The 13,979-nt window shown below is 68.5% G+C and carries 11 protein-coding genes and 1 tRNA gene; 7 read left to right on the top strand and 5 right to left on the bottom strand.

Translation table 11 applies throughout. The annotated features are described in order from the left end of the window. Positions 1 to 5: 5 nt before the first annotated feature. From ftsH to tilS, 3 genes are all read right to left on the bottom strand, one after another. Positions 6 to 2,072 carry an ATP-dependent zinc metalloprotease FtsH gene (ftsH, locus tag Pcatena_RS07850; protein WP_126423178.1) on the bottom strand — a complete coding sequence of 689 codons (2,067 nt, stop codon included), beginning with the start codon at positions 2,070 to 2,072 and terminating at the stop codon, positions 6 to 8. Between the two features lie 3 nt (positions 2,073 to 2,075). Then, the gene (gene hpt / locus Pcatena_RS07855; protein ID WP_126423180.1) at positions 2,076 to 2,627 is read right to left on the bottom strand and encodes a hypoxanthine phosphoribosyltransferase; all 552 of its coding nucleotides are present in this window, start codon (positions 2,625 to 2,627) and stop codon (positions 2,076 to 2,078) included. Between the two features lie 151 nt (positions 2,628 to 2,778). After that, positions 2,779 to 4,338, bottom strand: a complete 1,560-nt coding sequence (gene tilS, locus Pcatena_RS07860; RefSeq protein WP_172596421.1) for a tRNA lysidine(34) synthetase TilS — start codon at positions 4,336 to 4,338, stop codon at positions 2,779 to 2,781. A gap of 149 nt (positions 4,339 to 4,487) precedes the next feature. Between tilS and pbp4b the strand changes: the two genes are divergently transcribed. Both pbp4b and Pcatena_RS07870 read left to right on the top strand, forming a co-directional pair. Next, positions 4,488 to 6,218 (top strand): penicillin binding protein PBP4B, encoded by a 1,731-nt coding sequence (gene pbp4b, locus Pcatena_RS07865; protein WP_172596422.1) that lies wholly within the window; start codon positions 4,488 to 4,490, stop codon positions 6,216 to 6,218. Continuing rightward, positions 6,215 to 7,114: an MBL fold metallo-hydrolase gene (locus Pcatena_RS07870; protein WP_232619850.1), complete on the top strand. Its 900-nt coding sequence runs from the start codon at positions 6,215 to 6,217 to the stop codon at positions 7,112 to 7,114. The genes pbp4b and Pcatena_RS07870 overlap by 4 nt, the downstream gene beginning before the upstream one ends. A 94-nt stretch (positions 7,115 to 7,208) precedes the next feature. On the opposite strand, the gene serS is transcribed toward Pcatena_RS07870, so the two are convergent. Beyond that, positions 7,209 to 8,495 (bottom strand): serine--tRNA ligase, encoded by a 1,287-nt coding sequence (serS, locus tag Pcatena_RS07875; RefSeq protein WP_126423184.1) that lies wholly within the window; start codon positions 8,493 to 8,495, stop codon positions 7,209 to 7,211. Positions 8,496 to 8,696: 201 nt separating this feature from the next. On the opposite strand from serS, the gene Pcatena_RS07880 reads away from it, so the two are divergent. Continuing rightward, a complete protein-coding gene (locus Pcatena_RS07880) occupies positions 8,697 to 8,891 on the top strand; it encodes a DUF6724 family protein (protein ID WP_126423186.1) in 195 nt (64 codons plus the stop codon). Positions 8,892 to 9,026: 135 nt separating this feature from the next. Here Pcatena_RS07880 and Pcatena_RS07885 read toward each other — a convergent pair. After that, positions 9,027 to 9,113: transfer RNA gene (locus tag Pcatena_RS07885), tRNA-Leu, on the bottom strand. 155 nt (positions 9,114 to 9,268) lie between these two features. Here Pcatena_RS07885 and Pcatena_RS07890 point away from each other — a divergent pair. Genes Pcatena_RS07890 through Pcatena_RS07905 form a run of 4 tightly spaced genes read left to right on the top strand, consistent with a single transcriptional unit; the run spans position 9,269 to position 13,979 of the window. After that, positions 9,269 to 11,050 (top strand): serine/threonine-protein kinase, encoded by a 1,782-nt coding sequence (locus Pcatena_RS07890; protein WP_172596423.1) that lies wholly within the window; start codon positions 9,269 to 9,271, stop codon positions 11,048 to 11,050. Continuing rightward, complete coding sequence (locus tag Pcatena_RS07895) at positions 11,043 to 12,218, top strand: FhaA domain-containing protein (RefSeq protein ID WP_232619851.1); 1,176 nt, start codon at positions 11,043 to 11,045, stop codon at positions 12,216 to 12,218. The genes Pcatena_RS07890 and Pcatena_RS07895 overlap by 8 nt, the downstream gene beginning before the upstream one ends. 1 nt (position 12,219) lies before the next feature. Further along, positions 12,220 to 12,633, top strand: coding sequence for an FHA domain-containing protein (locus Pcatena_RS07900; RefSeq protein WP_126423192.1), 414 nt, complete (start codon positions 12,220 to 12,222; stop codon positions 12,631 to 12,633). Then, entirely contained in the window at positions 12,630 to 13,979 is a 1,350-nt protein-coding gene (locus Pcatena_RS07905) for a Stp1/IreP family PP2C-type Ser/Thr phosphatase (protein WP_232619852.1), read from the top strand. Before Pcatena_RS07900 ends, Pcatena_RS07905 begins: the two co-directional genes overlap by 4 nt.

A 13,979-nucleotide genomic window follows, 5' to 3' on the forward strand; every position in this document is an offset into this window, starting at 1 on the left:
CGTCGTCACTCGCTTGTCTCGGTCTTGCTCGAGTCATCGGGCGCGGCGCTCTCGCCCGCCTCCTCGGCGGCGACGGCGGCGCGCGCGGCCTCTGCGGCCTCCGCGGCAGCATCCTCGTCGAGCTCACCGGGCTTGGCCGCCGGAGCCTCAGCCTGTGCGGCCTCCGGGTGCGCGGCCACGTACTCGTCCCACTCGTCATCGAGCAGGGCGTTCACGACGTCGCCCTCGACCGTCTCGCGCTCGAGGAGCACCTTTGCCATCGTGTCCATCTGGTCACGGCGGGCCTCGAGCACCTCGCGGGCGCGGTTGTGGGCCTCGCGCATGATGCGCTCCACCTCGTCGTCGATGCGCTTGGCGGTCTCTGCCGAGTAGTCCTGGTGATCCGCGTAGTCACGGCCGAGGAACACCTCGTGCTGGGCCTCGCCGAACACCTGCGTGCCCAGCGCCTCGCTCATGCCCAGGCGCGTGACCATCTGGCGGGCGATCTTGGTGGCGCGCTCGAGGTCGTTGCTCGCACCGGTGGTGATGTCGTCGCAGAAGAGCTCCTCGGCCGTACGGCCGCCCAGCAGAACGGCGATCTGGTCGAGCATGCCGTCTCGCGTGTTGAGGAAGTGGTCCTCCTCGGGGAGCTGCAGGGTGTAACCGAGCGCCTGGCCGCGCGCAATGATCGAGATCTTGTGCACCGGGTCGGAGTTCTCGAGGATGTGGCCAACGAGGGCGTGACCGCTCTCGTGATAGGCGATTGTCTTGCGCTCGCTCTCCGTCATGACGCGACTCTTGCGCTCGGGGCCGGCGATGACGCGCTCCATGGCCTCCTCGACCTCGTCCATCGTGATCTTGGACTTGTGGCGGCGCGCGGCGAGCAGTGCGCTCTCGTTCATGAGGTTCATGAGGTCCGCGCCCGTGAAGCCCGGCGTGAGCTTGGCCAGGCGGCCGAAGTCGACATCGCCGGCAAGCGGCTTGCCCTCGGAGTGAACGCGGATGATCTGCTCGCGACCAGAGAGGTCGGGGCGGTCCACGGTGACCTGACGGTCAAAGCGGCCCGGGCGCAGCAGCGCCGGGTCAAGGATGTCGGGGCGGTTCGTCGCGGCGATGAGGATGACGGCGTCGTTTGCCTCGAAGCCGTCCATCTCGACAAGCAGCTGGTTGAGCGTCTGCTCGCGCTCATCGTGGCCACCGCCAAGACCCGCGCCGCGCTGACGGCCCACGGCGTCAATCTCGTCGATGAAGATGATCGAGGGGCTGGCGGCCTTGGCCTGCTTGAACAGGTCGCGCACGCGGCTTGCGCCCACGCCCACGAACATCTCCACAAAGTCAGAGCCGGAGATGGAGAAGAACGGCACGCCCGCCTCGCCGGCGACGGCCTTGGCAAGCAGCGTCTTGCCCGTGCCCGGAGGGCCCACGAGCAGCACGCCGCGCGGAATCTTGGCGCCCATCTTGTGGAAGCGCTCGGGCTCGGCGAGGAAGTCGCGGATCTCCTTGAGCTCCTCAACGGCCTCGTCAACACCGGCGACGTCAGAGAACTTCACCTTGGGGCGGGTCTCCTCGGTGGTCTTGGCCTTCGTCTTGCCAAAGCCCATGGCGCCGCCGCCCTGGCCCTGCATGCCTCGCATGAAGTAGATGAACACGCCGACCATGAGCAGCGTGGGCAGCACGGAGAACACCAGCGTGTCGAGCCACTCGTCGCTCGAGGTGTCCACCGTGTACCTCACCTCGGGGTGGCTCTCCATGAGCTCGGCGAGGTTGTCGGTGCCGGCATAGGTGCTCTTGAACGAGACGAGCTTGTCGTCATTGCCCTTGTCGGAGTCATCGGTCCAGTACGTGCCGGTAAGCTCCCCGGAGGAGACGCGATACGTGAGCGTGGAGACGCGGTTGTCCTGCACCGCGGCCACGACGTCGCTCGTGGGGATCGAGTCTGTCCCAGAGACGCCGAACATCGACGGCACCATGGAGTACACGAGGTAGGCCACGAGCGCGATGGCGATGATGAGCGAGATGGCGCTCGTGCGCGGCGGGTTGGGGCCGCGCTGCGGGCCGCCAGGCTGGTTGTTGTTCTCGTCGTTGCTGCTCATATGCTACTTTCCGTAGACCTCCGGCTTGAGGATTCCGATGTAGGGCAGGTTGCGGTAGCGCTCGGCAAAGTCCAGGCCATAGCCCACGATGAACTCGTCGGGCACGTGGGCGCCCACGTAGCGCGGGGTCACGGCCGTCTCCTGGCCCGGGACGTCCTTCACGAGGAAGGCGGCGATCTCCAGGGAGGCCGGGCGGCGCGAGCGCAGGTTCTTCATGAGGTACTTGAGCGTGAGGCCCGAGTCGAGGATGTCCTCGATGATCAGGACGTCGCGACCCTCGATCTTGGTGTCGAGGTCCTTGACGATGCGCACGACGCCCGAGGAGACGGCGCCGTCGCCATAGCTCGAGACGGCCATGAAGTCGATGCCGAGCGGGCAGTCGATGGCGCGCATCACGTCTCCCATGAAGACGACGGCACCGCGAAGAACCGCGATGAGCAGCGGGTTCTTGCCGGCATAGTCCTTCGTGATCTCTGCGCCCATACGCGCGACGATGCCCTTGATGTCCTCCTCGGACAGGATGACCTTGCTGACGTCCGGATGAATCTGCTCCATGGCGCGATCCTCTTTCCCTTCTGGGGCGCAAGCCCCGTGACCACCGGCGCCGCTCGTCAGGCACACTCAGTGGAAATTAGATTCTAGCAACCCTTCCGGACGCATACCGGCAAGGGAGCGAGAAATGAGACAAGGGGACTGTCCCCTTGTCTCATTTTGGCCTCCAGGCGAGCTCGAGGAGCACGCGCGAGGCGTCGGTGACGCGGGCGCGCTCGTCGGCGCGCAGGGGAGCCACCCACAGCACGGGACCCGAGACGCCCGCACGCACGACGGGCACGGCGGCGCGCTCGCTTGCGGGAACCTTGGCATCGATGAGCAGGTCCGAGAGCTTCTTTGACTGGCCGTGCATCCCAAGCGGGCAGAGGACCTCCCCCACCTCGGGTCCGGAGACCCACAGCCTGCCGCCCAGCTGGCCGATGCCGCAGGCGGCGGCGTCGAGCAGCACGGACAGGCCGTCCCACTCGCGGGCGTGGGCACGGGCAAGCGACTCGGGGGCGCTTCCCGCCGACACCTCGCGCAGGCGCGCCGTGAGCGTGCCCGCGCCAAGCGAAAGCAGCCCCGCCGCACCCGGGGCCACGAGCGACGCGCTCGCACCGGCTGGCCCGGGAAGCCGGGGAACCTCGAGCCAGCCGCTCGTGTCCGCATGCCCCTGGGCCTCGCGCGAGCGAACGAACAGCGCGCCGTACGTGACGCGGGCGTCCGCCCCGGCGGGAAGGCTCACGGACCCTTCACCAGCAGCGACAACCTCCAGGATGCGCGCCACGTGGCGGGCGTCGAGGCGACACTGCGGGCAGGCGTCGAGAACGGCCATGCGCACGACGCGCCGGGCGATGGCGACGTCGGCGGCGGCGAGGCGAGCGGCATCGAGCGCCACGAGGCCCTGGCCGTGCCGCCTCTCGAGGGCGCGATAGGCGCGCGAGGCCACCTGCGTGAGGTAGGCGTCCTCGTCCGAGAGGATGTCGCACGTGGCCGCCATGCTCTCGAAGAGCCGCGGGTTGCGCTGCCTGGCGAGCGAAACGATCTCGTGACGCACGAAGTTGCGCAGATAGCGGGTGTCGGCGTTCGTCGCGTCCTCGCGCCAGACGATGCCGCGCATGCGCAAAAGATCGCAGAGCTGCTCGTGGGTGCGCCCGAGAAGCGGGCGAACGATGCGGTTGCGGCGCCGCGGGATGGAGGAGAGGCCCTGCGCGCCAGAGCCCTTTATCGCATGCATGAAGAACGTCTCGGCACGGTCATTCGCCGTGTGCGCCGTGAGAATGCGAGCGCTCGAGCGCGGCAGGCCGGCGGCCGCGCACAGCTCGTTGGCGAGCTGGTTCGCCGCGGCGTAGCGCACCTCGCGGGCCACATTCTCGACGTTCGTGTCACCTAGCTGGGCGGAGGCGGCAAGCTTGGCCACGTCGACGCGCCGAACGGTCGCGGGAATGCCGTACCGTGCCGCCAGGCCACGGACGAACTCCTCGTCCTCATCGGCATCGATGCCCCTGAGCTGGTGGTTCACGTGCAGGACGTGCAGGCGCTCGCGGGCAATGACGGCCTCGCCTCGGCCGTCGACGATGTCGAGCGCGGCGGTGGCGGCCAGCACGAGCAGGGCCGTGGAGTCTGCCCCGCCCGAGACCATGAGCACGACGGGGCCCCGCGACTCCGGCCCCGGGCGGCCGCTGGGTCGCTCGAAGGACTGACCGTGCGCATATCTGCTGCTGACGCTTGGCAAGCGCGCTCACCCCATCCGTTGGGCCCGGCGATGTCCGCGCGGGCTATCCTGTTAGGTTGTCTAGTTTACGACCGCTTGGGGGCGCTCGCGCACGTCCCCGCAATCCGGTGCGAGGACCAGCCGCGCACCGCATGAGAGGGAGCCGCCCCATGGCCTGTCAGCTCGAGCTCGCCTGCCCCGCCACGCCGGAATCGAGGGGCTACGACCAGTCGCTCGTCACGAACGCCACCAGGACCTTCATCGGCTTCGAGCGGCAGGGCTCGCTGCTCGTGCGCTGCGAGCACCCGGAGGCGTTTCGCGTGTTCGTCAACGGCGTGCGCGTCCCGCTCGACGGCGTCACCGCAGACTCGTGGCTCAGCGTGAGCATCGCCGACGCCACGGTCAACGGTGACAACTACCTGCAGGCCTGCTGCCTGGCCGAGGGCTGTGGCACGCTCGAGCTGCGCGTTCCCTACCCCACCCTGCGAGACGACACGGCCGCCTGGGCAGGCAACCCTTCCCTCGAGCTTCTCGACCAGATCATAGAGGCCGAGGTCGAGGCGGGCTTCCCGTGCGCCCAGCTCGTCGTGGTGAAGGACGGCGCCGTCATCAAGCGAGGCCACTATGGCGCCGTGAGCTCCTACGAGCAGGACGGCACGCCCATCCCGGCTGCCAGGCGCACGCCCGTCACGGACGAGACGCTCTTTGACATGGCCAGCAACACCAAGATGTTCGCCTGCAACATGGCACTCCAGAAGCTTGCCAGCGAGGGGAAGGTTGACCTGGGCGCACGAGTCCGCGACTACCTTCCGCAGTTCCGCGACCTGCCGGGTGCCGAGATTCCCGGCAAGGACGAGCTCACCATCTCCGAGCTGCTCCAGCACCAGGCGGGGTTCCCCGCAGACCCGAGCTATCACAACGCGGACTACGACCCGGCGCTCCACAGGGTCGTTGCCGGCAGCAACGCCAACGCCGCGCTGTTCACCCAGAGCCGCGACGAGGCTCTCGAGAAGATCGTCGCCACGCCGCTCGAGTACGCACCGGGCACGGCAACGCGCTACTCGGACGTGGACTACATGCTGCTGGGCTTCATCGTTGAGGCCATCGTGGGTATGAGGCTCGACGACTACCTCGAGCAGGAGGTCTATGGGCCGCTCGGCCTTGCGCGCACGACGTACCAGCCCCTGCGCCATGGATTCTCCAAGGACGACTGCGCGGCCACCGAGCTCAACGGCAACACGCGCGACGGCGCCGTCTCGTTCGCCAACGTGCGCCGCGAGACCGTCCAGGGGCAGTGCCACGACGCCAAGGCCTTCCACGTGATGGGCGAGGTGTCCGGCCATGCTGGCCTGTTCTCGAGCGCAAGCGACATCGCCGTTCTCGAGCAGGTCGTGCTCAACCGCGGCGGCTACGGCGACGTTCGCCTGTTTGACGAGGACACGCTCGACCGCTTCATCAAGCCCAAGGACACAGATCCGAGCTACGGCCTCGGCTGGCGCCGCAAGGCCCATGACGGGTACACGGCCGTCTTCTCGCAGGTTCCGGACACTGCGGCCATCGGACACACGGGTTGGACGGGCACCTTCACGCTCATCGACCCCGCGAACCACCTGGGCATCGCACTGCTCACGAGCCGCCGCAACACGCCCGTCCTCGACCCCGCCAAGGACCCGAACGACTTTGTGGGATGCCACTTCCTCATCGGTCGCTACGCCATAGCCCCCACGCTCGTCTACCAGGCGCTTCACACGTCCGCGGAGGCAGCGGACGCCCTGCTCGTGGACGTCGTGCGCGCCAAGCGGGCAGAGGTGGCGGCGGGCGGGGACTTTGACACCGCGCCGGACCGTGCGGACCTCGCCGCGCTCGAGTCCGTGGCGAGAAAGCGTGGGGTGCGCCTGTGAACGGATGGGAGACCGAGTACGGCACGCACGACGCGCGCACGGATGCCAGCCTTCCCTGGCCCGAGGAGCCTCCCGCAGTCGCGCCGCTCATGCACCTGCACGTCCTCGCGAGCGGTTCCAAGGGCAACGCTGCCGTGGTGGAGGGACCGGAGGGCTCCGTGCTCATTGACGACGGCCTGTCGCGCCGCGAGCTCATGCGCAGGGCCGACGAGCTGGGTGTGGACATGGACCGCGTTGGGTGCGTTATCGTGACACACGAGCACAGCGACCACACGAGCGGCCTGTCCGTCTTCTGCAACAAGTACGAGGGACGGCTCGTGGCCACGGCAGGCACGGCAGGCGGCCGCAAGTACCTCGCGGCGCTGCCGTTTGAGCTCGTGGGAGCCTCCGACGAGCTCGAGGCGTGCGGCATGCGCGTGCGGACGTTTCCCACCTCGCACGACGTGGCCGACCCATTTGGCCTGCGCTTTGACTGCGCGTCCGAGAATGGCGCTGACTCCCTGGGGTTCTGCACGGACACGGGCGTGCTTGGGCAACGTGCGATGACGCTCCTCCGCGGCGTGAGGATTCTCGCGCTCGAGAGCAACCATGACGCGCGCATGCTCGCCACGGGCCCGTATCCCGCCGTGCTCAAGGCGCACGTGGCCGGCGAGCACGGCCACCTGTCGAACGACCAGGCGGCCGGCGCGCTCCGCGAGCTCGTGGGGCCGACGACGGAGACGGTCGTGGCCATGCACCTCTCGCAGGAGAACAACCGCCCGAGCGTCGCCGTGCGCACGCTCGCCGCCGCCGTTGGCGCCCAGGCCGCGAACGACACGTTCACTGAGGCGCGTACCCCGGACGGAGCGCTCACGATCTGCGCCGCCGGGCAGGACCGCCCCCTGACCATCTGGTAGACGCCACGCGGCAGGCACCACAAAAAAGCGGGCCAGCCGGGGGAATCCCCAGGCTGGCCCGCCGTCGTTTGCCGCCGTGCGAGAGCGCCGCGTGCTAGGCGCGCTCGATCTTGTCGCAGCCCATGTAGGGACGCAGGACCTCGGGCACCGTGATGGAGCCGTCGGCGTTCTGGTAGTTCTCGAGAATGGCAGCCATCGTGCGGCCGGCGGGCAGGCCGGAGCCGTTGAGCGTGTGCAGGTAGCGCGTGCCCTTGAAGTTCTCGGGGTCGCGGTACTTGATGTTGGCGCGACGGGCCTGGAAGTCACCGCAGTTGGAGCAGGAGGAGATCTCCTTGTAGGCGTTGTAGCTCGGCAGCCAGACCTCGATGTCATACGTCTGGCGGGCGGAGAAGCCAAGGTCGCCCGTGCACAGGGAGATGACGCGATACGGCAGGCCAAGCTGCTGGAGCAGGTACTCGGCCTCGGCCGTCATGCTCTCGAGCTGGTTGTCGGAGTCCTCCGGCTTGGCGAACTTGACCATCTCGACCTTGTCGAACTCGTGCTGGCGGATGATGCCGCGGGTGTCACGGCCAGCGGAGCCGGCCTCCTCACGGAAGCAGGGGGTGAAGGCGGTGTACCAGCGCGGCAGGGAATCGCCCTCGAGGACCTCGCCGGCGTGGAGGTTCGTGAGCACGACCTCGGCCGTGGGGATGAGGAAGTTGTCGCCGGAGACGTGGTAGGCGTCATCCTCGAACTTGGGCAGCTGGCCCGTGCCGAACATGGTCTGGCGCTTCACCACGATGGGCGGCCACCACTCCTTGAAGCCACGGCTCGTGTGCGTGTCGATGAAGAAGTTGATGAGCGCGCGCTCGAGGCGGGCGCCGGCGCCGCCGAGAACGGTGAAGCGGCTGCCGGAGAGCTTGTTGCCGCGCTCGAAGTCGAGGATGTCGAGGTCGGTGCCCAGGTCCCAGTGGGCCTTGAACTCGAAGCCCTCGGCCTTGAAGTCACGCGGGGTGCCCCAGCGGCGGCGCTCGATGTTCTCGGTCTCGTCAACGCCCACGGGCGTGGCCTCGCACGGGATGTTGGGCAGGTGGGACATGAAGTCATAGAGGTCGGCCTCGAGCTTGCTGCGGCGCTCGGCGAGGCCGTCGATCTTCTCGTTGACCTCGCGGACGGCCTCCTTGGCAGCCTCGGCCTCGTCCTTCTTGCCCTCCTTCATGAGGGCGCCGATCTTCTTGGACTCGGCGTTGCGCGTGGCCTGGAGCTCCTCGACCTCGCCGATGACGGAACGGCGCTCGTCGTCGAGCTCGAAGAACTTCTCGCGGTCCCAGCTAGACTGGCGGTCGGCCATGGCCTTGTCGATGGCGTCAGGGTTTTCGCGGACAAACTTCATGTCGAGCATGGGTGCTCCCTCTCGTTGCTGTCTCACGGGGCCGGGTACCCAGCCCGGCTCCCCAAGGCGCACGGCCACGTGCCGCCCGCCCCCAGCGAGCCCGAGGCCCGCAGGATGTACTGAGAGGCAAGTATATACTTATGACCGTTATTGACGAACGCGCATGCGGCCGCGCCGTGTGGGCGAACCAGACCGGAAGGGCAGCACCCCATGGACATCGCAGGCATCTTCAGCTGGCTCTTCAGCTCAAGGGAGGGCGTGCTCGTCCTCCTCGGCGTCATTCTCGTGGGTTTCCTCGTCGCCGCCATCGTTCTCGAGCGCAAGACGCGCAAGGACTTTGACCAGTACGATGACGAGGACGACGACGAGAGCGGCTGGTCGCTCTTCGACGACGACAACAAGTAGCGGCGGCGCCAAAGGGGACGGGTTCGTTTGGTCCGCCTGTCGAGAGGCACCAAACGAACCCGTCCCCTTTGGTCCTTCGTGGTCCTTCGGCAAAGAAAAAGGCCCCGGGCAAAACCCAGGGCCTCATCTCATTCATGGTGCGGGCGAAAGGACTTGAACCTTCATGGGGTTGCCCCCATACGGACCTGAACCGTACGCGTCTGCCAATTCCGCCACGCCCGCAGATGCAGGAATGACTATACCCTAAGCCCCGACCAGTTCGCAAGAACTTTTTTGACAACCCGAGAATCACCGGGCAGAACGGCTGGCGGCGCGGCTGCTAGAATGGTCGCATTGACGCACCGGCAGCAAACGCAGCTGAAACGAGGACAGAGGCCGTGCCAGATCCCACCCCCACGCAACAGGGCTGGGCTACGCCGTCATACCAGGTGCAGCCCCAACCCGAGCAGGCTCTCCTGCTCGGTCGCTACCGCGTGGTGGAGACCCGTGGCACCGGCGGCTTTGGCTCCGTGCAGGTCTGCTGGGACACGAGGCTCGAACGCAGGGTGGCCATCAAGTGCATGCCGCTCGCCACCGCGCCGGGCATGTCCGCCTCGACGCTGGCCGAGGCCCTCGACGAGGCCCGCATCACGTCTCGCCTCACCCATCCCAACATCATCACCGTCCATGACTTTGAGGTCTGCGGCACCATGGCCTACCTCATCATGGAGTACGTGAACGGCCTCACGCTCGCCGAGCTCCTCGCGCGAGTCGAGAACGGCGTGCTCACGTATGACGAATGCGCGCACCTGCTCTCGAGTTTGGCCGCGGCGCTCGACTTTGCCCACGCCAACGACGTGCTGCACCTCGACATCAAGCCGTCAAACGTCTTTATCGACAGCTCGGGCGCCGTGAAGCTCGGCGACTTTGGCATGGCGAGCCTCGCGAGCGTCGCCGGCTGGGAGGGCGCGCGGGGAGGAACCGTGGGGTACATGCCTCCCGAGCAGCTCACCGGCGAGCTCGTTGACGAGCGCACGGACGTCTTTGCCCTGGGCGTGGTCTGCTACCAGGCCCTCACGGGCGTCTCCCCGTTCCTGGCAAAGGATGCCGAGGCATCACGCAAGAAGATCGAGCGGGGCGCGAGGCCCCTTGCCAAGGTGGAACCCGAACTTGCCGGCCCAGTAAGCGACTTGATTGCGCGAGCGCTCTGCGCCGATCCCTCCGAGAGGCCGTCCACCGCGGGCGAGCTCGCCAAGCTCGCCGTCCCATACCTGGGCGATGAGGACGAGGGCCACGCGTCCGTGGCCGCGCTCGTGGCGCAGGCAACCGGCGAGCCAGACCCTAACGCGCAGGCATGGGAGCGGGCGGCCCATGTTGAGGCAGCCGAGCGCTGGCCCTGGCTTCCCGGCGCCATCGAGAGGTCCGTGGCCGCACTGGCAGCGGGCGGCGTGGCTTGGCGCGTCGTCCCCGGAATCTGCGCGGCGCTTGGCGTCCAGGTCTCTTCGTTGGGGGCGTCGACGGCGGGCGGCGCGGCCCTGGCCCTTCTCGGGGCACTCTCCCCCGCAGCGGGCGGGGCCACGGCATGCGTGCTCGCCGTGGCGGGCGTGCTGTCCTGCGGCATGTACTCGCCCGCGTTTCTCGTTGGCGCGCTCACGGCGCTCGCCCTTCTCGCATGGCGCGCGGCGACGGCCCGCGGCCAGGGCCTCTCCCATGCAGCGCTTCTGCTCCCTGCCTCGCTGGGCTCGCCGTTTGCGGGAGCATCCGTGGCAGGGGCCACGCTTGCACCCGCGGCCGCGCTCGCAACCGGCGCGGTGGGGGCGGCCCTTCAGCTTGTCGTCGCACAGGTCCCACAGGCGGCGTCCGGCGACGCGCTCGCCGCAGCCGTCCTGCAGGCGCTCTCGCACGCCGGCTCGTGGCTCGCGATCGCGGGCTGCGCGCTCGGCGCCTGGCTTGCGTCGCTTGTGGGAGGCCGACGCGGTGGGGCCAGGGGCGTGGCGGGTCAGGCGGCGTGCGCGACCGTCCTCATCGCCACCCAGGTCCTCGCGGCCAGAGTGGAGAATGGCGGGTTATGGGCGGCGCCTGACGCGGCGGGTATAGCAGTTGCGGTAGTCTGTGCAGTACTTGTGAGCATTGTCATCTCGACCATCGGCCCCTCGCCGAGACATACGGAGGATGAGTAGCGTGAACTTCCTTAACGTCTTTGAGCAGCGCGTCGGCAGCCTGTTCGGCGCCACGGCCCAGGGTCTCACCGCCCCGTTCTCCTTCAAGAAGCTTGCCAAGAAGGCCGCCCGCGAGATGGAGGCCGAGACCTACGTCATCAACGGCGTGGACACCGCACCGGCCCTCTACACCATCCTCGTCTCCAGCGAGGACGACCTTGCCATGCGCCCGCTCTACGCGCAGATCACGAAGGAGACCGCGCAGTTCATCGAGGGTCAGGCACAGGGCAAGGGCTACGCCTTCGTGGGCAGGCCTGTCGTTCGATTCATGGCAGACCCGTCGCTCAAGAGCGGCAAGTTCTCCGTCTTTGCCGAGAACGTTGACGCGCAGACCCTCAATCGACTCCGCGAGGAGGAGGCCCTGTTCCTCGGCGTGGGGAGCTCGCGAGGCGGCCTCGGCGGTGCCGCCGGCCAGCGCGCGCCCCAACCGCAGCCTCAGCCGGCGGCGCGCGGCCTTCGCCCGATTCCCCAGCCAGCCATGGCAAAGCCGTCCCCGGCAGACAGCATGTCCGCCGGCCTGGACGTCATGCCCCAGGAGGCCGTGCTCGATGCCGAGCAGGCGCTTCTCGCCCGCGGTGCGGCTCGCCAGATCCAGAACGTCCCGCTCGCCGGCAGCCGCCAGGCGGGCTCGCCGCAGATGCCTGCCGTCGGCAGCGCCGGACAGGCTCCCATGAGCGCACCCGTCTACCAGCAGCCGGCCGTCGCGCCCGCGGCGCGTCCCGCCGCTCCCGCGCCCGCCGCCGTGGCCACGCCGCAGCCCCCCGCTCCCTCCGCCGCGCCGCGGCAGGTGCCCCAGACCGTCCGCGCACCGCAGGCCGTCCCCGCCCCGACGCCCGCCGCGCCCGTCACCTGCCTGCTCATCGACAGACAGTCGGGACGCACCTACACCGCAAGCGCGCCGCGCACCGTCATCGGCCGAGAGCGCACGCCGGGCGGCGTCGTGCTTCATGACCCCAACGTCTCGCGCAGCCACGCCGAGCTCAGCCATGACGGCCAGGGCTGGCGCATCCGCGACCTCAACTCCACGAACGGCACGCTCGTAAACGACGTCGACGTCGACGAGTGCCCGCTTCGTGACGGAGACCTCATCACGCTTGGTCTCACGAACCTCGAGTTCCGGGAGAACTAGCATGATCGACCTCGTCTTGTTCGTCGGGCGCATCGCGCTCGTGGCAATCCTGTACCTGTTCCTCTTCGTCGTCATGAAGACGGGAATCGGGCTCGTGAAGGGCCAGCGCAAGGACCCGGCCATCTGGTGCGTCGACGTTGACAAGGGCCCGCGCCAGCTGCGTGGCCTGCACGTGGACATGCTCGGCCCCGTCGTCGTGGGCCGCTCGCCGTCGAGCGACATCGTCATCTCCGAGCCGTTCGTCTCGTCCACGCACGCACGCTTCGCGCTCCAGGGCCCGGCGCTGGTGCTCGAGGACCTCAACTCCACAAACGGCACGCTCGTGAACGGCCGCTCCATTCTTGACCCCGTGACGCTTCGCGATGGCGACGAGGTCCAGGTGGGAGACGTGGTCATGAGGGTGAGTCGCCGATGAGTGACGTCGAGGAGCATCCCGCACAGGGACGGGGGTCCACGGGCCCCATCCCCATCGCAGCCCGCATGGCCCATGCCGCGAGCGGGTTCGTGCAGGTCCACGGCCGCCACGCCGCGGCCGAGCCCGCGCGCCCCACGATCGACCTTGACGCCCGACCCGGCGGCGGCGTCGAGATCGGCGCCGACACGCGCCTCTCCTGGGCCGCCCGCACGGACGTTGGCCTCGTGCGCGGTCACAACGAGGACTCCTTCCTTGTGAGCAACCCGCTGTTTGGCGTCTGTGACGGCATGGGCGGGCACGCCGCGGGCGAGGTGGCGAGCGCCATCGCCGTGCGCACCATCTCGAGCCACGCGCCCGCAAGCGCAGACGACGGACTGCTCGGCGCCGCCGTCGAGGCCGCCAACGAAGCCGTCATCAAGGGTGCCGAGACGGGCGAGGGAAAGCCCGGCATGGGCTGCACGGCAAGCTGCTGCGTCATCGAGGGAACCCGCATGGCCGTGGCGCACGTGGGAGACTCGCGCATCTACCTGCTCCACGCGGGCACGCTCGTGCGCATCACCCACGACCACTCCTATGTCGAGGAGCTCGTCGACGCCGGCGAGATCACGGCGGACGAGGCACGCGTCCACCCGTCGCGCTCCATCATCACCCGAGCGCTCGGCTCTGACCCCGACATGTACGCGGACCACTTCTCGCTCGACATCGAGCGCGGCGACCGCATCATCATCTGCTCAGATGGCCTCTCCTCGATGGTGCCCGACAGCGGCATTGAGACCATCGCCGTCTCCACGGCTTCCCCCATCGACTGCACGGACCAGCTCGTGAGCGCCGCACTCGTCGCCGGCGGGCACGACAACGTCTCGGTCATCGTCGTCGACGTGGTGAGCGATGGCCGCGAGGAGCAGCGGAGCCGCGCGAGGAAGCATGCCATCCTCGGCTCGCTCGGCGTGATCGCCGGTGTTGTCGTGGCCGCGGCGGTCGTGCTCGCGCTCATCGTGAACAACTCCTGGTACATAGGCGCCTCTGCCGGAAACGTGGGTATCTACAAGGGGATTCGCGGATCCGTCCTCGGCATCCCGCTCTCCGAGCTGGTCGAGACGAGCTCGGTCAGCCTCCAGGACCTGCCCGAGGCAACGCAGCACCAGCTCGCCGGCGGCATCACGGTGGACAGCGTCGACAAGGCGCGCGCAACCGTGAGCGCCTACGCGCAGCAGATCGAGGAGGAGCAGGCAAAGGCCCAGAAGGCCGTCTCGGACGCACAGTCCGAGAGCACGGACGGATCGGTTGGAAGCGAGGCGGGGGACTCCGGTCCCGAGGCCGCCCAGACGCAGCAGGGAGGCGAGTAG

The sequence above is a fragment of the Parolsenella catena genome (assembly GCF_003966955.1).
GTDB classification, from domain to species: Bacteria; Actinomycetota; Coriobacteriia; order Coriobacteriales; family Atopobiaceae; genus Parolsenella; species Parolsenella catena.

Coding starts and splice junctions, on each gene's coding strand:
- Pcatena_RS07895 (WP_232619851.1), top strand. CDS start 11,043: ATGAGTAGCGTGAACTTCCTTAACGTCTTTGAGCAGCGCGTCGGCAGC.
- serS (WP_126423184.1), bottom strand. CDS start 8,495: ATGCTCGACATGAAGTTTGTCCGCGAAAACCCTGACGCCATCGACAAG.
- Pcatena_RS07900 (WP_126423192.1), top strand. CDS start 12,220: ATGATCGACCTCGTCTTGTTCGTCGGGCGCATCGCGCTCGTGGCAATC.
- Pcatena_RS07905 (WP_232619852.1), top strand. CDS start 12,630: ATGAGTGACGTCGAGGAGCATCCCGCACAGGGACGGGGGTCCACGGGC.
- hpt (WP_126423180.1), bottom strand. CDS start 2,627: ATGGAGCAGATTCATCCGGACGTCAGCAAGGTCATCCTGTCCGAGGAG.
- pbp4b (WP_172596422.1), top strand. CDS start 4,488: ATGGCCTGTCAGCTCGAGCTCGCCTGCCCCGCCACGCCGGAATCGAGG.
- ftsH (WP_126423178.1), bottom strand. CDS start 2,072: ATGAGCAGCAACGACGAGAACAACAACCAGCCTGGCGGCCCGCAGCGC.
- Pcatena_RS07880 (WP_126423186.1), top strand. CDS start 8,697: ATGGACATCGCAGGCATCTTCAGCTGGCTCTTCAGCTCAAGGGAGGGC.